Origin of the sequence: Pseudomonas fluvialis, from assembly GCF_002835605.1 — a bacterium.
GTDB lineage: Bacteria > Pseudomonadota > Gammaproteobacteria > Pseudomonadales > Pseudomonadaceae > Aquipseudomonas > Aquipseudomonas fluvialis.
Map to the genome: position 1 here is coordinate 13841 of NZ_PIYS01000027.1, position 18080 is coordinate 31920.

General features: G+C 65.8%; 16 protein-coding genes. 10 read left to right on the plus strand and 6 right to left on the minus strand.

Going from position 1 to position 18080, the window contains the following annotated elements; genetic code table 11:
- Position 1: 1 nt before the first annotated feature.
- Genes rsmD through CW360_RS13060 form a run of 3 tightly spaced genes read right to left on the minus strand, consistent with a single transcriptional unit; the run spans position 2 to position 3445 of the window.
- The gene (gene rsmD, locus CW360_RS13050; RefSeq protein ID WP_093984890.1) at positions 2-604 is read right to left on the minus strand and encodes a 16S rRNA (guanine(966)-N(2))-methyltransferase RsmD; all 603 of its coding nucleotides are present in this window, start codon (positions 602-604) and stop codon (positions 2-4) included.
- Entirely contained in the window at positions 604-2100 is a 1497-nt protein-coding gene (locus tag CW360_RS13055; protein WP_101193994.1) for a M16 family metallopeptidase, read from the minus strand. The genes rsmD and CW360_RS13055 overlap by 1 nt, the downstream gene beginning before the upstream one ends.
- Entirely contained in the window at positions 2093-3445 is a 1353-nt protein-coding gene (locus CW360_RS13060; RefSeq protein ID WP_101193995.1) for a M16 family metallopeptidase, read from the minus strand. Before CW360_RS13060 ends, CW360_RS13055 begins: the two co-directional genes overlap by 8 nt.
- A gap of 222 nt (positions 3446-3667) precedes the next feature.
- Here CW360_RS13060 and CW360_RS13065 point away from each other — a divergent pair, with 222 nt between their 5' ends.
- On the plus strand, positions 3668-5608 hold the full coding sequence (locus tag CW360_RS13065) for a DUF7844 domain-containing protein (protein WP_101193996.1): 1941 nt from the start codon (positions 3668-3670) through the stop codon (positions 5606-5608).
- A gap of 5 nt (positions 5609-5613) precedes the next feature.
- Here the strand turns inward: CW360_RS13065 and CW360_RS13070 are convergent, their stop codons facing one another.
- Both CW360_RS13070 and CW360_RS13075 read right to left on the minus strand, forming a co-directional pair.
- Complete coding sequence (locus CW360_RS13070) at positions 5614-8730, minus strand: efflux RND transporter permease subunit (RefSeq protein ID WP_093984894.1); 3117 nt, start codon at positions 8728-8730, stop codon at positions 5614-5616.
- A 68-nt stretch (positions 8731-8798) separates the two neighbouring features.
- Complete coding sequence (locus tag CW360_RS13075) at positions 8799-9938, minus strand: efflux RND transporter periplasmic adaptor subunit (protein ID WP_101193997.1); 1140 nt, start codon at positions 9936-9938, stop codon at positions 8799-8801.
- Between the two features lie 332 nt (positions 9939-10270).
- Between CW360_RS13075 and CW360_RS13080 the strand changes: the two genes are divergently transcribed.
- The 6 genes from CW360_RS13080 to CW360_RS13105 all read left to right on the plus strand — a co-directional run bounded on the left by CW360_RS13080 (position 10271) and on the right by CW360_RS13105 (position 15818).
- Complete coding sequence (locus CW360_RS13080; RefSeq protein WP_101193998.1) at positions 10271-10903, plus strand: TetR family transcriptional regulator; 633 nt, start codon at positions 10271-10273, stop codon at positions 10901-10903.
- 142 nt (positions 10904-11045) lie between these two features.
- Entirely contained in the window at positions 11046-12479 is a 1434-nt protein-coding gene (gene ftsY, locus CW360_RS13085; RefSeq protein WP_101194188.1) for a signal recognition particle-docking protein FtsY, read from the plus strand.
- Between the two features lie 34 nt (positions 12480-12513).
- Positions 12514-13182 carry a cell division ATP-binding protein FtsE gene (gene ftsE, locus CW360_RS13090; RefSeq protein WP_093984898.1) on the plus strand — a complete coding sequence of 223 codons (669 nt, stop codon included), beginning with the start codon at positions 12514-12516 and terminating at the stop codon, positions 13180-13182.
- Positions 13182-14198, plus strand: a complete 1017-nt coding sequence (ftsX, locus tag CW360_RS13095; protein ID WP_093984899.1) for a permease-like cell division protein FtsX — start codon at positions 13182-13184, stop codon at positions 14196-14198. The genes ftsE and ftsX overlap by 1 nt, the downstream gene beginning before the upstream one ends.
- A 99-nt stretch (positions 14199-14297) precedes the next feature.
- Positions 14298-15152, plus strand: coding sequence for an RNA polymerase sigma factor RpoH (rpoH, locus tag CW360_RS13100; protein ID WP_101193999.1), 855 nt, complete (start codon positions 14298-14300; stop codon positions 15150-15152).
- Between the two features lie 69 nt (positions 15153-15221).
- On the plus strand, positions 15222-15818 hold the full coding sequence (locus CW360_RS13105) for a hypothetical protein (RefSeq protein WP_093984901.1): 597 nt from the start codon (positions 15222-15224) through the stop codon (positions 15816-15818).
- On the opposite strand, the gene mtgA is transcribed toward CW360_RS13105, so the two are convergent.
- Positions 15795-16523: a monofunctional biosynthetic peptidoglycan transglycosylase gene (mtgA, locus tag CW360_RS13110; protein WP_101194000.1), complete on the minus strand. Its 729-nt coding sequence runs from the start codon at positions 16521-16523 to the stop codon at positions 15795-15797. The genes CW360_RS13105 and mtgA overlap by 24 nt on opposite strands.
- A gap of 66 nt (positions 16524-16589) precedes the next feature.
- Here mtgA and CW360_RS13115 point away from each other — a divergent pair, with 66 nt between their 5' ends.
- Genes CW360_RS13115 through CW360_RS13125 form a run of 3 tightly spaced genes read left to right on the plus strand, consistent with a single transcriptional unit; the run spans position 16590 to position 18037 of the window.
- Complete coding sequence (locus CW360_RS13115; RefSeq protein ID WP_101194001.1) at positions 16590-16964, plus strand: DUF423 domain-containing protein; 375 nt, start codon at positions 16590-16592, stop codon at positions 16962-16964.
- A 56-nt stretch (positions 16965-17020) separates the two neighbouring features.
- On the plus strand, positions 17021-17221 hold the full coding sequence (gene thiS, locus CW360_RS13120; protein WP_093984904.1) for a sulfur carrier protein ThiS: 201 nt from the start codon (positions 17021-17023) through the stop codon (positions 17219-17221).
- Between the two features lie 21 nt (positions 17222-17242).
- Positions 17243-18037, plus strand: a complete 795-nt coding sequence (locus tag CW360_RS13125; RefSeq protein WP_101194002.1) for a thiazole synthase — start codon at positions 17243-17245, stop codon at positions 18035-18037.
- Positions 18038-18080 lie beyond the last annotated feature (43 nt).

Genomic DNA, 18080 nt, shown 5'->3' on the forward strand with positions numbered 1-18080 from the left:
TTTAGCGCGTCACGCGGCGGCGCCACAGGGCGTAGTAGACCTGGCCGGTGTGCTTCTCACGATGCAGCTGCCAGGTGTCGGGCAGTGCCAGGCTTGAGGGAGCGCTGGCGCTTTCCGTGTAGATCCAGGCGTCGTCGGCCAGCCAGCCACGGCTTTCCAGCAGCAGACAGGCGGGTTGCAGCAGGTCGAGCTGGAAGGGTGGATCAAGAAAGGCGATGTCGAAGGGCTGTGCCGGCTGTTCGGCCAGGTAGCGCAGGCTGTCCTGCTGGAGCACCTGGCCGCGTGTGCAGGCCAGCGTATCCAGATGCCCGCGCAGGCTGCGCGCGGCGCCTGTGTCGAGTTCCAGGGCCAGGCCGGCGCTGGCCCCGCGGGACAGCGCCTCGAGAAACACCGCACCGCTGCCGGCAAAGCACTCCAGCACCCGTGCGCCTTCGATGTAGGGCGCCAGCCAGTTGAACAGGGTTTCCCGTACCCGGTCCGGGGTCGGGCGCAGGCCGGGCGCTTCGGGAAAGGCAAAGCGCCGTGAACGCCATTCGCCGGCGATGATGCGCAGCTGTCCCTGGCCACCATGCGCCGTGCTGCGAGGTTTTGCCGGGCGCGCCATCAGTGTGCCCGGCCCGGCTGGTTGCTGCTCTCGCTGCTGCTGCCGGGCTCCGGCAGAGGCTGTTGAGCCACCTGTGGCCCGGCGGTGACCACCACCAGGCGCTGCGGGTCGAGATGGCGGGCCATGGCTTCGCGCACCTGCTCGCGGCTGAGTGCCTGAACCTGCTCCATGAAACGCTCCATCTGGTCCAGCGGCAGGTCATAGAAGGCCATGGCCGCCAACTGGCCGACGATGTCCGCGTTGCTCGCCGTGCTCAGCGGGAAGCTGCCGGCCAGTTCGCGCTTGGCACGCTGCAGTTCGGCGGCAGTGGGGCCTTCGTTAAGAAACTGTTTTAGTTGTTCACGGATCAGCTGCAGTGTGCCGTCGGTCATTTCCGCGCGGGTCTGCAGGCTGATGCTGAACGGACCGGCCACCTGCATCGGGCTGAACGCCGAGTACACGCCGTAGGTGAGGCCGCGTTTCTCGCGGATTTCCTCCATCAGCCGGCTGCCGAAGCCGCCGCCGCCGAAGATCTGGTTGCCCAGGTAGAGGGCCGGCCAGTCCGGATGGTTACGGGGAATACCCAGTTGCGCGAGGTTGATGTGGGTCTGCGCGGAAGGGTAATCGATGTGCTGCTGGCTGGCCTCCGGCGCGTTGGGGGCGGCAACCGCTGGCAGCGCCGGGCCGGCCGGCAGGGCGGCGGAAACCTGTTCGGCAATCGCTTCGGCCTCGCTCCGGCTGAGGTCGCCGACCAGCGCGATCACTGCATTGCCGGCGCTGTAGGCGCGGCGATGGAAAGCCTGCAGCTGCTCACGGCGCAGCGGCGGGATGCTCTGCGCGGTGCCTTCACTGGGGTGGGCGTAGGGGTGGTCGCCATACAGCGTGGCCATCAGCGCCAGGCTGGCCAGCTTGCCGGGGTTGTGCTGGTACTGCTCGAAGCTGCTCAGCAACTGGTTCTTGATGCGTTGCAACGGCTCATTGGGGAAGCTCGGCTGGCCGATCACCTGGCTGAAAAGGGCCAGGGCTGCCTCACGCTGGGTGGCTTGGGTAAGGCTGCGCAGGCTGACCACCGCCATGTCACGGTAGGCCCCGTTGCTGAACTGCGCACCGAGGTCTTCGAAGGCCTGGGCAATCGCGTCGGTATCCATGCCCGGTACGCCTTCGTTGAGCATGGCATTGGTCAGCACGGCCAGACCCGGGTGTTCGCCGTCCTGGCTGCTGCCGGCGGCGAAGGTCAGGCGCAGGTCGAACATCGGCAGTTCCGGGGCGGCGACGAACAGCACCCGGGTACCGCTGGACGTGCGCCAGTCTTCGATATGCAGGGTGCGCCGCGCCGGCGTACTGTTGTTCAGCTCGGCCAGGCTTTGCAGGCCGACGCTGGCTGGCTGCTGGGCGGCGGCCGGGGTCGCCGGTGCTGGTGTGGGAGCGTTGCGGTTGGCGAGGATGGTCAGGCCGCCAATGGCCAGCACCATGATCAGGCCGAGCAGGCCGGCCCGCAGGTTCTTGCGCTCACTCATGGCTGTTCTCCTGCGGCAGGATGTGCGCGACGACCATGCGCTCGCGCTGGAAGAAGCGTTGCGCGGCGGCCTGGATGTCGGCGCCAGTGACTTCGCTGAGGGCCTGCAGGTCGCTGTCGATCAGCCGCCAGGACAGGCCGACGCTTTCCAGTTGGCCGATGCTGTTGGCCTGGCTGCTGATCGAGTCGCGCTCGTAGACCAGGCCGGCAATCACCTGGGCACGCACGCGGTTCAGCTCTTCCTCGCTGGGCGGCTGTTCCTGCAGGGCGCGCAGCTCGCGCCATAGACCGGTCTCGGCCTCGGCCAGGGTCTTGCCGGTCTGGCTGTTGGGGGTGGCGCTGAGTACGAACAGGCTGTCGCCGCGGGTGAAGGCGTTGTACCAGGCGGAGGCGCCGCTGACCAACTGGCTGCCGCGTTCCAGGCGTGCCGGCAGGCGGGCACTGCTGCCGCCATCGAGCAGCGCGGCGAGCAGGCGCAGGGCGTGTACGCTGCGTGCATCCTCGCTGGTGGCCAGGCCCGGCACGTTGAAGCCCATCAGCAGGCTCGGCAACTGGGTTTTGAGATACAGGGTGGTGCGCCGCTCGCCGGGGGTGGCCAGTTCCAGCGGTGGCTTGGCCGCCGGCAGCGGTTTGCCGGGAATGCGCGCGAAGAAGCGCGTGACGAGCTTTTCCACCTGGTCGCGCTGCACATCGCCGACGATCACCAGGGTGGCGTTGTTCGGTCGGTACCATTGCTGGTACCAGGCACGCAGGTCGTCCACCTGCATGCGCTGCAGGTCGCTCATCCAGCCGATGGTCGGGTTGCGGTAGCCGCTGGCGGGAAAGGCCAAGGCCTTGAAGCGTTCGTAGGCCAGCGCGCTGGGCCGGTCATCGGTACGCAGGCGGCGTTCTTCCTTGATCACTTCGATTTCCCGGGCGAACTCGTCGGCGGGTAGCTTGAGGCTGGCCAGGCGGTCGGCTTCCATTTCCAGGGCCACAGCCAGGCGATCGCTGGCCAGCACCTGGTAGTAGGCGGTGTAGTCGTCGCTGGTGAAGGCGTTTTCCTCGGCGCCCAGTTCGCGCAGGATGCGCGACGATTCGCCGGGGGCGAGCTTGGCACTGCCCTTGAACATCATGTGTTCGAGGGCGTGCGACAGGCCGGTGAGGCCGGCGCTTTCATAGCTGGAGCCGACCCGATACCACAGCTGGCTGACTACCACCGGGGCACGGTGATCCTCGCGCACGATGACCTTGAGGCCATTCTCCAGCTGGAACTCATGGGTGGGCTGGGCACTGTTGGCCAGGCTCAGGCTGCTGAACAGGCAGAGCAGGCAGCCGGCAAGGGCGCGGTGGACAAGGTTGGGCATGGCAAGGCCTTTTTATTCGGTAAGCGGACTCTCAGGTTGGCAACCCTACGGACCAGCCTGGCTAAGAGTGCCTGAGCCGACGGCAGGTTCCCGCCGTCGGCAAGTCGGGCAGGGATTCTAGCAGGCTGTGCAAAGGCCTTGGCCAGACCAGCCTGTCGCCCGGCGCAGCGTTTATCATGCGCGGCGGTGCTGCCCTGGCAGCGTGTGTTGAGTGTCCTTTCTATGCCTGGCTTATTGCGTGTCTTGCTGCTGCTCGCCTGCCTGCCGGCCCAGGGTGCCTGGGCGCTGCAGTTGCAGCTGGAGGCGCGCGGCCTGCATGCCCAGGCGCGCGCGGTCAGCGAGCGTCTGCTGGAGGACAGCCTGGCGCGCTTGCCGCCGAGCTTTCGCCAGCGCCTGGCGGGACCGGTCAGCGTGCGCTGGTCGACCACGCTGCCGGACGAGGCGTTTGCCCGCGCCGATGCCTGGCGTGCGCATATTGAGCTGAATGCCCGGCTGCTGCCCGCGCTGCTCGCCGATCCACAGCAGCCGGCGCGCGGCCGGCATGCCAGCCTGGAGCTGGAGCTGCAGGCCACCGTGCTGCACGAACTGGCCCACCTGTATGACCGTGCTCGCTACTGGACACCGGCCGAGCGGCGCCTGCACAGGCGTTGCCGGCAGCAACTGGCCAGCCTGGGGGCGGTAGGCTTGCCGGGCGAGTGTCGTGGGCAGACGGCGCGCCGCTATACGCTGAGCGATCATCCGCGCCTGCTCGACCTGGCCGGTTGGCCGCAGGCGGTGGGGCAGCGGGGCGCGCGCGAGGCGTTCAACGGCCAGCAGGCGCGCAGTGTCGACCGTTACGAGCTGAGCCATCCACGCGAGTTCTTCGCCGTGAACTTCGAGCATTTCCTGCTCGACCCGCAGTATGCCTGTCGCCGCCCGTCGCTGGCCGCACTATTTGCCGAGCATTTTGCCTGGCAGCCACCCCGGCAGGCAGCCTGTGCAAAGGGGTTGGCCTACCTGAATGCCGGCAGCGATTTTGCCCGCGCGCCCTTGGCGCGCCTCGACCCGGCGCGCCTGTACCGGGTCGACTACCTGCTGGCCGAGGGCAACCAGCAGTGGGCCAGCCGCTTTGGCCACAGCATGTTGCGCCTGGTGCTCTGTGCGCCGGGGCGGGCACCGGGCGAGGACTGCCTGCTGGATGTCGAGCATCATCTGGTGCTGTCGTTCCGCGCCTATGTGGACGACGTGCAGTTGTCCAGCTGGGGCGGACTGAGTGGCGCCTATCCGTCGCGGCTGTTCGTCCTGCCATTGGCTCAGGTGATCGATGAATACACCCGCGTCGAGCTGCGCAGCCTGCAGTCGGTGCCGCTGCGTCTGAGTGCCGGCCAGCGCCTGGCGCTGCTCACCCGGGCGCTGGAACAGCACTGGAGTTACGACGGGCGCTACTTTTTCATCAGCAACAACTGTGCGGTGGAAACGCTCAAGCTGTTGCGCAGCGGTACGGCTGATCCGCGTCTTGCCGATCTGGACAGCCTGCTGCCCAACGGGCTGCTGCAGCTGCTGGTGGCGCGTGGTCTGGCTGATCCCTCGGCGCTGGCCGAGCCGCGCGAAGCGGAGCGCCTGGGTTATCGCTTTGCTTCCTACCGCGAACGCTATACCCAGCTGTTTGCCGGATTGCAGGCCGACTGGGGGTTGCCATACGGGCAGGTCGAGGACTGGCTGGATGCTCCGCCGACCCAGCGCCAGGCCTGGTTTGCCCGCGCCAGCCTGCGGCAAAGTGCTGCCCTGCTGGTGCTCGAACAGGCCGCCCGCCGGCGTCTGTTGCTACGCGTGCAGGATGAACTGAAACAGCGCTACCTGAGCGAGTCGCCCGAGGCGCTGGCCCCGCTCGGCGAAGGCCTGCAGCGCCTGCTGCAGCAGAGTGGCTTTCTCAGTCGTCCGGCGGAGCTGCTGGGCACGCAGGGCTACGGCCTGCCACAGGACGAGGAATGGCAGCGCCTGGCCGAGCACAGCGCGCAACGCCAGGCACAGTTGCAGCAACTGGCCGGGCAGCTGGATGCCGCGTTGCTGCAGTTGCTCGACCCGGCGCAACGGGCCGAGCTGGCGGCGCAGGACGCCAACCTGCGTGAGCTGTCGGCGCAGTTGCGCCGCCTGCAGCGTGGCGCGGGTGGCCTGCGCCTGTAGCGCCGTTAGCTGCGCTTGCCGCGCAGGCGCTCACTGGCGCGTTCGACCAGCAGGTAGAACATCGGGATGAGGAAGGTCGCCAGCAGCGTGGCCGCCAGCATCCCGCCGATCACCCCGGTGCCGATCGAATGGCGGCTGGCCGAGCCGGCGCCGCTGCTGATGGCCAGCGGCACACAGCCGAGGATGAAGGCCAGCGAGGTCATGACGATCGGCCGGAAGCGCAGTTTTGCTGCCTCCAGCGCCGACTCGAACAGCCCCTTGCCCTCGTCGCGCAGCAACACGGCGAACTCGATGATCAGAATGGCGTTCTTCGCCGCCAGGCCGATCAGGGTGATCAGGCCGACCTGGAAGTACACGTCGTTCTGCAGGTCGCGCAGCCAGACAGCGAGGATGGCGCCGAACACCGCGAAGGGCACGGCGGTCACCACGGCCAGCGGCAGGGTCCAGCGCTCGTACTGGGCGGCGAGGATGAGGAACACCATGATCAGGCCGAACACGAAGGCCAGGCTGCCTGAGCCCTGGGTAGCCTGTTCTTGGTAGGCCGAGCCGATCCAGGCCAGGCTGTAATCCGCGCCGAGTACTTCGTCGGCGACTTCCTGCATGGCTGCCAGCGCCTGCCCGGAGCTGTAGCCGGGGGCCGGGCCTCCGAGCAGCTTGGCCGCCGGATAGACGTTGAAGCGCGCGTAGGTATCCGGGCCGAGGATGCGGCGTACCTTGATCAGACTGGTCAGCGGGATCAGCTCGCCGCTGCTGGCCGAGCGCACGTAGACCTGCGACAGGTCGTCCGGCTTGCTGCGGAACTCGGCTTCCGACTGCAGGCTGACCTGCCAGATCCGCCCGTACAGGCTGAAGTCGTTGACGTAGTAGCTGCCGAAGGTCGACTGCATGGCGGTGAACACATCGCTCACCGCGACGCCCAGCGCGGCGGCCTTGGTGCGGTCGAGGTCGATGTAGTACTGCGGCACGTTGGCGCTGAAGGTGCTTTGCAGACCGGCCAGCTCCGGGCGTTTCTGTGCGGCGGCAAGGAAGGCCTGGACCTTGGCGGCCAGTTGCTCGGTGCCGGCGCCGGCGCGGTCCTGGATGAAGCCTTCGAAGCCGCCGGTGGTGCTCATCCCGGAGATCGGTGGCGGGTTGAACGAGAGCACCATGCCGTCTTTCTCGGCCATGCCCATGCCCATGATTTCACGGGTCAGGTTGCGCGCATCCAGTTCCGGCGTGGTGCGCTCCGACCAGTCCTTGAGCGGCACGAAGGACACCCCGGCGTTGGTGCGCTGGCCGAAGGTGAGGATGTCGAAACCGGCGAAGGTCACCACGTTATCCACTGCCGGATGTTCCATCAGGCGCTGGGTGAAGTCGCTGGTCAGCGCATCGGTACGGCTCACCGAAGCGGCCGGTGGCAGGAAATAGGCGTTGATCACATAGCCCTGGTCCTCTTCCGGAACCAGCGAGCCAGGCACCCGGCCGAATAGCTCGAAGGTCAGCAGCAGCATGCCGCCGAACAGCAGCAGGCCGAGCAGGGCGCGCTTGAGGAAGAACGCCACGCCGGCGCTGTACAGCGCCGTGGCGCGGTCGAACAGGCGGTTGAACAGGCGGAAGGGTGCGGCGGGTTGCTCATGCGTTTCCTTGAGCAGCAGGGCGCACAGGGCCGGCGACAGGGTCAGCGCAACGATCCCGGAGATCACCACCGACACGGCGATGGTGATGGCGAACTGTTTATACATCTCCCCGGCCAGGCCGCCGAGGAAGCCCACCGGGACGAACACCGCGCAGAGCACCAGGACGATGGCGATGATCGGTCCGGTGACTTCCTCCATGGCCTTGATCGCCGCGCTGCGCGCATCGAGTTTCTGGGTGCGCATGACCCGCTCGACGTTCTCGATGACCACGATGGCGTCATCCACCACGATACCGATGGCCAGCACCATGCCGAACAGGGTCAGCAGGTTGATCGAGAAACCCAGCAGGTACATTCCGGCGAAGGTGCCGACCAGCGACACCGGGATGGCCAGTACCGGGATCAGCGTGGCCCGCCAATTTTGCAGGAACAGGAAGACCACCAGCACTACCAGCAGCAGGGCTTCGAAGAAGGTCTTGACCACCTCGTCGATGGAGATCTGCACGAACTTGGTGGTGTCGTAGGGAATCTTGTAGGTCATGCCCTGGGGAAAGCGCTGCGCCAGGCGTTCCAGCGCATCACGCACCGCGCTGGCGGTGTCCAGGGCATTCGCGCCGGGTTGCAGGAACACGCCGAAGGCGGCGTTCTGCTGGCCGTTCAGCGAGGTGACCAGCGAATAGTCCTGGGCCCCCAGTTCGATGCGGGCGACATCCTTGAGACGCAGGCTGGCGCCGGTCTGGTCGGCCCGCAGGATGACCTGCTCGAACTCCTTGGGGTCCTTGAAGCGACCCTGGGTGGTCACCGTATAGGTGAAGTCCTGCGGCGTGGGCAGCGGTGCCTGGCCGAAGCTGCCGGCGGCGAACTGCGCGTTCTGCTCGCGGATGGCGCGCACCACGTCGGCCGGGCTGAGGTTGTACTGGGCCAGCTTGTCCGGGCGCAGCCAGATGCGCATGGAGTAGTCCTTGGAGCCGAACTGGCGGACGTCCCCTACGCCGGGCAGGCGCTTGAGTTCATCGATGATGTTGATCAGCGCGTAGTTGGAGATGAACACCGGGTCCTGCGAGTTGTCCGGCGAGTACAGGTTGATCACCTGGAGAATGTCCGAGGACTTCTTCTCCACCTTGACGCCCTGGCGGCGTACTTCCTCGGGCAGCTTGGCCAGTGCGGCCTGTACCCGGTTGTTGACGTCGATGGTCGCCTGGTCGGGGTCGGTGCCGACCTGGAAGTAGGCGGTCAGGCTCATGGCGCCGCTGCTCGCCGAGTTGGACAGCTGGTAGATCATGCCCTCGACGCCGTTGATGCTTTGCTCCAGCGGCGCAGCCACGGTCTCTGCGATGACCTGCGCACTGGCACCGGGGTAGGCGGCGCTGACCTGTACCTGGGGCGGGAGGATCTGCGGGTACTGGGCCACCGGCAGGCTGCGCATGGCAGCCAGGCCGGCCAGCACGATGACCACCGAGATGACCGTGGCGAATACCGGGCGGTCGATGAAAAAGCGGGATATCACGTCAAACGCTCCTCGCTGCCGTACCACGACAGCACGGCGCCGGCCCTGGGCCGGCGCGTTCTGGGAAATTACTCAGCCTGCTCGCGCACGGTCACCGGGGCAGCGGGGCGAACCCGCGGCAGACCTTCGACGATCACCTTGTCGCCGGCCTGCAGGCCGCTGTCGATCAGCCAGCGGCCATGGCTGGTGCGTCCGGTCTTCACCGGGCGGATCTGCGCCAGGCCCTGCTCGTCGACGATATACACGAAGGTGCCCTGCGGGCCCTGGGCCACCGCGCGTTCCGGTACGCTCAGCGCATTACGTTGGCTGATGCCCTTGACCAGCACGCGGACGAACTGGCCCGGCAACAGTTTCTGCTCGGGGTTGGCGACCACGGCGCGTGCGCTGACCGTGCCGGTGCCGCGATCGACCAGGCTGTCGGTGAAGTCGACCTTGCCTTCCAGCGGGTAGAAGGAGCCGTCACCGAACTGCACCTGGGCCAGCAGCTGGCCATCGTTCGGCAGCATCAGGTTGCCGCTTTGTACCGCGGAGCGCAGGCGTTCGGCCTCGCGGTCCGGGTAGGCGAAGTTGACGTAGATCGGGTCGAGCTGGGTGATGTTGGTCAACAGGCTGGAGTTGGGGTCGCCAGCGACCACCAGGCTGCCCTCGGAGCGGGTTTCCTTGCTGGTGATGCCGGAGATGGGCGCCTTCACCGTGGTGTAGTCGAGGTCGATCTGTCGTGACAGGACCTCGGCTTCGGCCGCCTGGATATTGGCCTTGCTCTGTTCGAAGCTGGAAATGGCGTTATCCAGTTCGCTTTCGCTGGCGTAGCCCTTCTTCTGCAATTCGCCGATGCGCTTGAGGTTGCGCTCCGCCTGGCGGAAACGCGCCTGCTCCTGGGCCAGGCTGGCCTTGGCGCGGGCCAGGGCGGCGGCATAGGTGCGCGGGTCGATGCGAAACAGCACCTGACCCTGCTTGACGGCGCTACCTTCCTGGTAAGTACGCTCCTGGAGGATGCCGCTGACCTGTGCGCGTACCTCGACCTCACGATACCCGGCGGTGCGCGCGGCATATTCGAAGACCAACGGCTGGTCAGCAGGCTGCACTACCTCGATATGTACTTCAGGCGGCGGCATGTCGCCACCCGGACCGGCGGCCAGGCTGGTCAGCGGCAGGCCCAGGGCCAGGCAAAATAGCGCTGTGGCGGCGCGATGATGAATCAGTGGCATGGATGTCTCTCTCCGCGTTGGCCGTTCAGGCGGGCCAGGGGCCGGCCACGTTGGCAGTACAGCGTTAAACACCCCTGGCGGGTGGCGGTCGTTGGCCGGTTGTGCGGCGGCAGTGCGCCCCGGAGTCGGCCGTGCCACTGCGGGAGGGGTGAAAAACGACAAGGTGGGCGATGCTGTTACATACACGACTGTTTGTAAAGGCGCCTTGCGTGCCTTTTACCGTTACACTGAACGCGCTATGGCCAGGTCTGGCCTGTCTGTAGTTAAGTCGCCCGACCTGGATTTGCCAGCCGTGCATCTGTTCTGCATACCGTGGAGGTTTCGCACAGCGCATGCGTCGTACCAAACAACAGGCCGAGCAGACCCGCCAGCAGCTGCTGGAGGCTGCCGAACAGCTGTTCCTGGCCCAGGGTGTGGCACACACCACACTGGAGCAGATCGCCCGGGCGGCCGGGGTGACGCGCGGGGCACTGTACTGGCACTTCGAGAACAAGGCCCACCTGTTCCACGAGATGCTCAACGGCGTACGCCTGCCGCCCGAACAGCTCGCCGAGCGTTTGGGCCAGTGTGATCCGCAGCAGCCGTTGCTGGCGCTGCGCGAGCTGTGTGTGGAGGCGGTGCAGAATCTGGCGCGCGACCCGCAGAAGCGGCGCATCTTGACCATCCTGTTGCACCGCTGCGAGTTCACCGATGAGTTGCGCGAGGCGGAAACCCGCCACTACGCCTTCGTCAATCAATTCATCGCGCTGGTCGAGCAGTTGTTTGCCAGCCCGGCGTGCCGCCCGCTGCTGCATGCGCAGATCACCCCAGCCCTGGCGGCGCGGGCGCTGCACGCGCAGCTGGTTGGCCTGTTCACCGACTGGACGCGTGACAGTGCCTTGTTTGATCCGCTGGCCGACAGCCCGTTGCTGATCGACAGCCTGCTGCGTGGCCTGGTGCCTGGCTGGCAGGGCCCGCCCGCCTGACGGCGAACACTGCGCAGGCGGGCGGTTAGTGGTAAAGTCGCGCGCAACGTTCCCGCCCGCAGCGTGCTGCTGGATGGCGGGGTAGATGTGCAGCGCAAGGAGCGGTCGAGCACCTTGCCTCCCGCAGAGAAGCCTGTTGAGCATGTTTGGTTCCCCCGACGAGAAGAACACCCCGCCTGCCGCTGCGGAAAACCCCGAGAAAAAGTCGCTGTTCGGCTGGCTGCGCAAGAAGCCCCAGGACGAGCCGGCAGCCGTGCAGGCGGCCAGTGAAACGCCCACGCCGCCAGAGAGCACGGTGGCGCAGGCCGCCACTGCGCCCGAGGTAGCGGCAAAGGTGGCGGTAGAGGCTGCGCCAGGCCTACCTGAGGTTGCGCCAGCGCCGCCTGTGGATGCCCCTGTCGTACAGGTCGAAGCCGTCAGCCAGCCTGCTGCTGGGCAACCGCTTGCCGAAGCGCTAAGCGCCGAACCGCCGCAGGATATGACGCAGGCCTTGCCGGCCACAGCAGAGGCGCCGCGCCCCAGCTTCAGCCGCTTCCGTATCAATGCCGGTGCCGAGCCCGTGGTGGTTGCACCGCTGCCGCCGGCCGAGCCGCCGCAAGCGGAGGCCGCGCCGGTCCAGCAGGAACAGGCCAAGCCGGGTGACAACCAGGGTGGCTGGTTTGCCCGTCTCAAGGAAGGCCTGGCCAAGACCAGCGCCAGCCTGGGCGAGGGTATGGCCAGCCTGTTCCTCGGCAAGAAGGCGATCGACGATGACCTGCTTGATGAGTTGGAAACCCGCCTGCTGACCGCCGATGTGGGGGTGGAAGCGACGACGGCCATCGTGCAGAACCTCACCCGTCGTGTGGCGCGCAAGGAATTGGCTGACAGCGAGGCGCTGTACAAGGCGTTGCAGGAAGAACTAGCCGCCCTGCTGGCGCCGGTCGAGCAACCGCTGAATATCGAAGCTGCGCAGCAGCCCTATGTGATTCTCGTGGTTGGTGTGAACGGCGTAGGCAAGACCACGACCATCGGCAAGCTGGCGCGCAAGCTGCAGCAGGATGGCAAGAAAGTCATGCTGGCGGCTGGCGATACCTTCCGCGCCGCTGCCGTGGAGCAGCTGCAGGTGTGGGGCGAGCGCAACCAGATTGCCGTAGTGGCACAGCATACCGGCGCCGACTCCGCTTCGGTGATCTTCGATGCCCTGCAGGCGGCCAAGGCGCGCGGTATGGATGTGCTGATCGCCGACACCGCCGGTCGTCTGCATACCAAGGACAATCTGATGGAGGAGCTGAAGAAGGTGCGCCGGGTCATCGGCAAACTCGACGAATCGGCGCCCCATGAAACCCTGCTGGTGCTGGATGCCGGCACCGGACAGAACGCCATCAACCAGACCCGGCAGTTCCACCAGGCGGTCAACCTGAGCGGCCTGGCGCTGACCAAGCTGGACGGCACGGCCAAGGGGGGGGTGATCTTCGCCCTGGCCAAGCAGTTCGGCCTGCCGATTCGCTATATCGGTGTGGGCGAGGGTATCGACGACCTGCGCAGCTTCGTGGCCAAGGATTTCGTCCAGGCGCTGTTCGCCGATAAACAGCACTGAGTTGCTCACTCTTCCCTGAAGGTCATCAGCGTCCATGATTCGTTTCGAACAGGTGGGTAAGCGTTACGCCAATGGCCATGTCGGCCTGCATGAACTGAGCTTTCGTGTGCGGCGCGGCGAGTTTCTCTTCGTTACCGGTCACTCCGGTGCCGGCAAGAGCACCCTGCTGCGCCTGCTGTTGGCCATGGAGCGGCCGAGCAGCGGCAAGTTGCTGCTGGCAGGGCAGGACCTGGCACAGATCAGCAATGCGCAGATTCCCTATTTGCGCCGGCAGATCGGCGTGGTCTTCCAGAACCACCAGCTGCTCTTCGATCGTACGGTGTTCGATAATGTCGCCCTGCCGCTGCAGATCCTCGGCCTGTCCAAGCCGGAAATCGCCAAGCGGGTCTCCCTGGCCCTGGAGCGTGTCAGTCTGAGTGACAAGGCCGAGCAGTCGCCGGCCGACCTGTCCACCGGCCAGCAGCAGCGGGTCGGCATTGCGCGTGCCGTGGTACACCGCCCGGCCTTGCTGCTGGCGGATGAGCCGACCGGCAACCTCGACCCGCGTCTGGCTGCAGAAATCATGGGGGTGTTCGAGGACATCAACCGTCTGGGCACCACGGTGCTGATTGCCAGTCACGACCTGGCGCTGATCGCGCGCATGCGGCATCGCATGCTGACCTTGCAGCGCGGACGGCTGATCGGCGATGGGGAGGCCAGCTGATGGACGAACAACGCAATCGCCAGGCCGCCCAGCGGGTCGGCGCCAATCCACAGTCGGTGGCTAGCAAGCCGGTTGCCCAGGGTGATGAGCCGAGCAGCCGCGAGCTGCTGAATGCCTGGCTGGAAAGTCATCGTGCCAGCCTGCTGGACAGCCTGCGACGCCTGGCGCGCCAGCCGGTTGGCAGCTTCTTCACCTGCCTGGTGATGGCCATTGCCCTGTCGCTGCCGATGGGCCTGGCCCTGCTGCTGGATAACGTCGAGCGGCTGGGCGGCTCATGGCAGAAGGCAGCGCAGATTTCCCTGTACCTGCAGTTGTCGCTCGACGAGCGCGAAGGGCCGCGTCTGCGCGATGAAATCGCTGCGCTGGATGATGTCGCCGAGGCCGAGTGGATCAGTCGCAGCCAGGCGCTGGAAGAGTTCCAGCAGCAATCCGGGCTGGGTGAGGCGCTCAAGGAATTGCCGGAAAACCCCTTGCCGGCGGTAATTCTGGTGACCCCCAAAGAGGTCGACAAGGCCGCGCTGGAAGCGTTGCGCCTGCGTCTGGCGGAGCTGCCGGGCGTGCAGCAAGCGCAGCTGGACCTGCAGTGGGTGGAGCGTCTGGGGGCGATTCTCGGCCTGGGCGATCACTTTGTGTTCGGTCTCAGCCTGCTGCTGATCCTTGCCTTGCTGCTGGTGATCGGCAACACCATTCGCCTGCATATCGAGAACCGGCGCAGCGAGATCGAAATCATCAAGCTGGTGGGCGGCACCGATGCCTATGTGCGCCGCCCCTTCCTTTATATGGGCGCGCTGTACGGCACGGGTGCGGGCCTGCTGGCCTGGCTGGTGCTGGCCTTCGGCCTGGACTGGTTGAATGCGGCGGTAGTGCGCCTGGCCGGCCTGTACGGCAGTGACTTCGCCTTACAGGGGGTGCCACTGGACGATGGCCTGTCGTTGTTGCTGGGGGCCATTTTCCTCGGCTATATCGGTGCCTGGCTAGCCGTGGCGCGCCACCTTTCGGAGCTGCAGCCGCGCTAGCCGTGGGTTTGCGGTAATGCGTTACGGAACTTATCCACAGGCTTGCCGTCAAACCCGCCAGTGCTACACTGCGCGAGTTTCGTGAATCGGAGGATTCGCATGAGTACTTCCCTGCAACCTGTCTATGCCCTGGCTCCGGGTGCCAACCTCGAGGCCTACGTGCATGCGGTCAACGGCGTCCCGCTGCTCTCCGTAGAACAGGAGCGCGAGCTGGCCGAACGCCTGTACTACCAGCAGGATCTCGAAGCCGCCCGGCAGATGGTGCTGGCGCACCTGCGTTTCGTTGTGCACATCGCCAAGAGCTATGCCGGCTATGGCCTGGCCCAGGCCGACCTGATCCAGGAAGGCAATGTCGGGCTGATGAAGGCGGTCAAGCGCTTCAACCCGGAAATGGGGGTGCGCCTGGTGTCCTTTGCCGTGCACTGGATCAAGGCCGAAATCCACGAGTTCATCCTGCGCAACTGGCGCATCGTCAAGGTCGCTACCACCAAGGCACAGCGCAAGCTGTTCTTCAACCTGCGCGGGCAGAAGAAGAAGCTGGCCTGGCTGAACAACGAAGAAGTCAACGCCGTGGCACAGAGCCTGGGTGTCGAGGCGCGCGAAGTGCGCGAGATGGAAAGCCGCCTGTATGGCCAGGATATGGCCTTCGATCCGGGCTGTGACGAAGACGACGACACGGCCTTCCAGGCGCCTGCGCATTATCTGGAAGACCACCGCTATGATCCGGCCCGCCAACTAGAAGAAGCTGACTGGAGTGACAGCGCCAGTGGTCACCTGCATGAGGCGCTGGACAAGCTTGACGAGCGCAGCCGCGATATTCTCTACCAGCGCTGGCTGGCCGAGGAGAAGGCGACCCTGCATGATCTGGCGGCCAAGTATCAGGTTTCTGCAGAGCGTATCCGCCAGCTGGAAAAAAATGCCATGAACAAGCTCAAGGGCTCGATTCAGGCGTAAGCATTCCAGGCAGCACAGAGCCGCACCTTGGTGCGGCTTTTTGCTGTCTAACGTCCGGGAAAATCACGCATGTGGCGACAGGCCCTTCGAGTGCAACATCTGCTGTTCTACGCGCTGCTGGCTTCGGCCATCTTCACCCTGGCCCTCTGGCTGGGACGTGCGGCGCAGCCGCTGGTCGAGCTGCAGGACTGGCAGGTACGACTCCTCGACCCGCTGGCCGATGCGCGGTTGCGTCTGGTGACCTTGCAGGAAGTGCAGGCGGGGCAGCTGTGGCTGCAGGCCGGGCAGCCGCAGGCGCGCTTGCTGTGGCGTGCCGAGCAGGCGGGCTGGCGTCTGCAGGCTGAACTGCAGTGGTCGGCCAGCTGGGCAGAGCGCCTGCAACCCGTGCTGGCGGGCATGGCGGCGGATGCCGAGCAGGCGTTAACCGGCGAGTGGCCCGTGCAATGGGCTGAACTGCCGGTCAGCAGCCTCAGCCTGCAGCCCTTGCACAGTGTCTCGGCGGAACAGCTGGCGGCCAGTCTTGGTAAGCCCCGACTGCGGCTGGAGCTGTCGGAGGGGCTGGCCTGGGTCTACCCGCAGTGGGCGCTGACCGCACAGCTGGTCGATGAGCAGGTACAGGGACTGCTGGCGCAGCCCCGGCGTTCATGGCGTGAACAACCGCTGTGACCAGTGGCTGTTGTGCATTTGTTGCAGGTAATGGCTGCCCCCCAGTTGGCGCATCTGCCGGCTGATCCAGGCGGCGCGCCGCAGCGTAGCGGCGTTTGGCTGGCGAGCGCTGCGTTGGAGCGGATTGGGCAGGATGGCGGCCAGCAGGGTAGCCTGCTGACGCGACAGGTAGGGTGCGCCGATGGCGAAATGGTGACGCGCGGCCGCTTCGGCGCCGAAGATGCCGGGCCCCCATTCGGCGCTGTTGAGGTACAGCTCGAGGATGCGCTCCTTGGGTAGCAGGGCTTCCAGCAGGGCAGTGAACCAGGCTTCCAGGGCCTTGCGTGGCCAGCTGCGCCCGGACCAGAGGAACAGGTTCTTGGCGACCTGCTGGCTGAGGGTGCTGGCACCCCGCAGGCTGCCGCCTTGCTGGTTGTGCGCCAGGGCGGCACGGATAGCGTGCAGATCGAAGCCGGCATGGCTGGCGAATTTCTGGTCTTCGGCGGCTATCACCGCCATCTTCAGGTCATCCGGCAATTGTTGCCAGTCGCGCCATTGACGCTGCAGTTGCAGGCTTTCGCCCTGTCGCCAGGCTTCCAGCTTGCGCTCGACCATCAGCGCACTGCCGGGCGGGTCGATCCAGCGTAGGGCGAGCACTAGCAAGGCACTGCCGAGCAGGAGCAGCAGGAAGATGTTCAGCAGTCGACGGAGCAGGGTGCGCAACATGCAGGGTTGGTCATTCAGTCCGGGGTGGGCGATTATAGGCAGCTGCAGTTTGGCGAAGGAAAGTCCATGACGCGAATCGTAGTTGTGCTGGCCGGTCTGAGTGGTGCGGCCAGTGTCCTGCTCGGGGCTTTTGCCGCGCATGGCCTGCGCGCGCGGCTCAGTGAGCAGTACCTGGCGGTTTTTCAGACGGCAGTGCATTACCAGCAGTGGCATAGCCTGGCGCTGTTGTTGGTCGGCCTGTGGTTGCTGCGTCAGCCCTCGCTTTACCTGCGTCTGGCCAGTGCGGCCTGGTTGCTGGGTATGCTGCTGTTCAGTGGCAGTCTTTATGCACGGGTGCTGTGGGGCTGGCCGGTGGGCCTGCTCACGCCGCTGGGCGGCCTTTGCCTGGTCGCCGGTTGGCTGGCCGTGAGCCTGGCCGCCTGGCGACTGCCGCGTGGATAGCGTGCAACGTTGTGGTCGATTAGAATGCCGCCCCGGCTTTTTCTGATTATTCGGTCATGCTGATTGAAGTAAATGGCAGTCCCGTTGAACTAGCACCCGGCAGTAGCCTGGCTGATCTGCTTGAGCTGATGCAGTTGGCCGGGCGGCGTGTGGCGGTTGAGGTCAACCTGGACATCGTGCCGCGCAGCGCACATGCCGAGCATCGCTTGCAGCCCGGTGACCGGGTCGAAGTGGTGCATGCCATTGGTGGCGGCTGAACAGCCGCGCAAGGAGTTTCCATGAGTCAAGCTCGTAGCGACAAACCCTTCGTGCTCGCTGGTCGCAGCTATGCGTCCCGTCTGCTGGTGGGTACCGGCAAATACAAGGACCTCGAGGAAACTCGCCTGGCCATCGAAGCCAGTGGCGCGGAAATCGTCACCGTGGCGGTGCGCCGCACCAACATCGGACAGCATCCCGGCGAGCCCAATTTGCTCGATGTGATCAGCCCCGAGCGTTACACCATCCTGCCGAATACCGCCGGCTGCTTCGATGCCCAGGATGCCGTGCGTACCTGCCGGCTGGCCCGTGAGCTGCTGGACGGCCACACGCTGGTCAAGCTGGAGGTGCTGGCTGACCAGAAGACGCTCTTTCCCAATGTCATCGAGACGCTCAAGGCCGCCGAAGTGCTGGTCAAGGAAGGCTTCGATGTGATGGTCTACACCAGCGATGACCCGATCATCGCCCGCCAACTGGCCGAGATGGGCTGTATCGCCGTCATGCCGCTGGCGGGGTTGATCGGCACCGGCCTGGGTATCTGCAATCCCTACAACCTGCAGATCATTCTTGAAGAAGCCAAGGTGCCGGTGCTGGTGGATGCCGGTGTGGGCACAGCCTCGGATGCCACCATCGCCATGGAGTTGGGCTGTGATGCGGTGCTGATGAACAGCGCCATCGCGCATGCCGGTGACCCCGTACAGATGGGCGCCGCCATGCGCCATGCGGTGATCGCCGGGCGCCTCGCCTACCTGGCCGGACGCATGCCGAAGAAACTCTATGCCAGTGCCTCGTCGCCACTGGAAGGTCTGATCCGCTAACTATTGCTGCCGTGCGCCCGGTCGCCGGCCGGGCAGCGCGGTG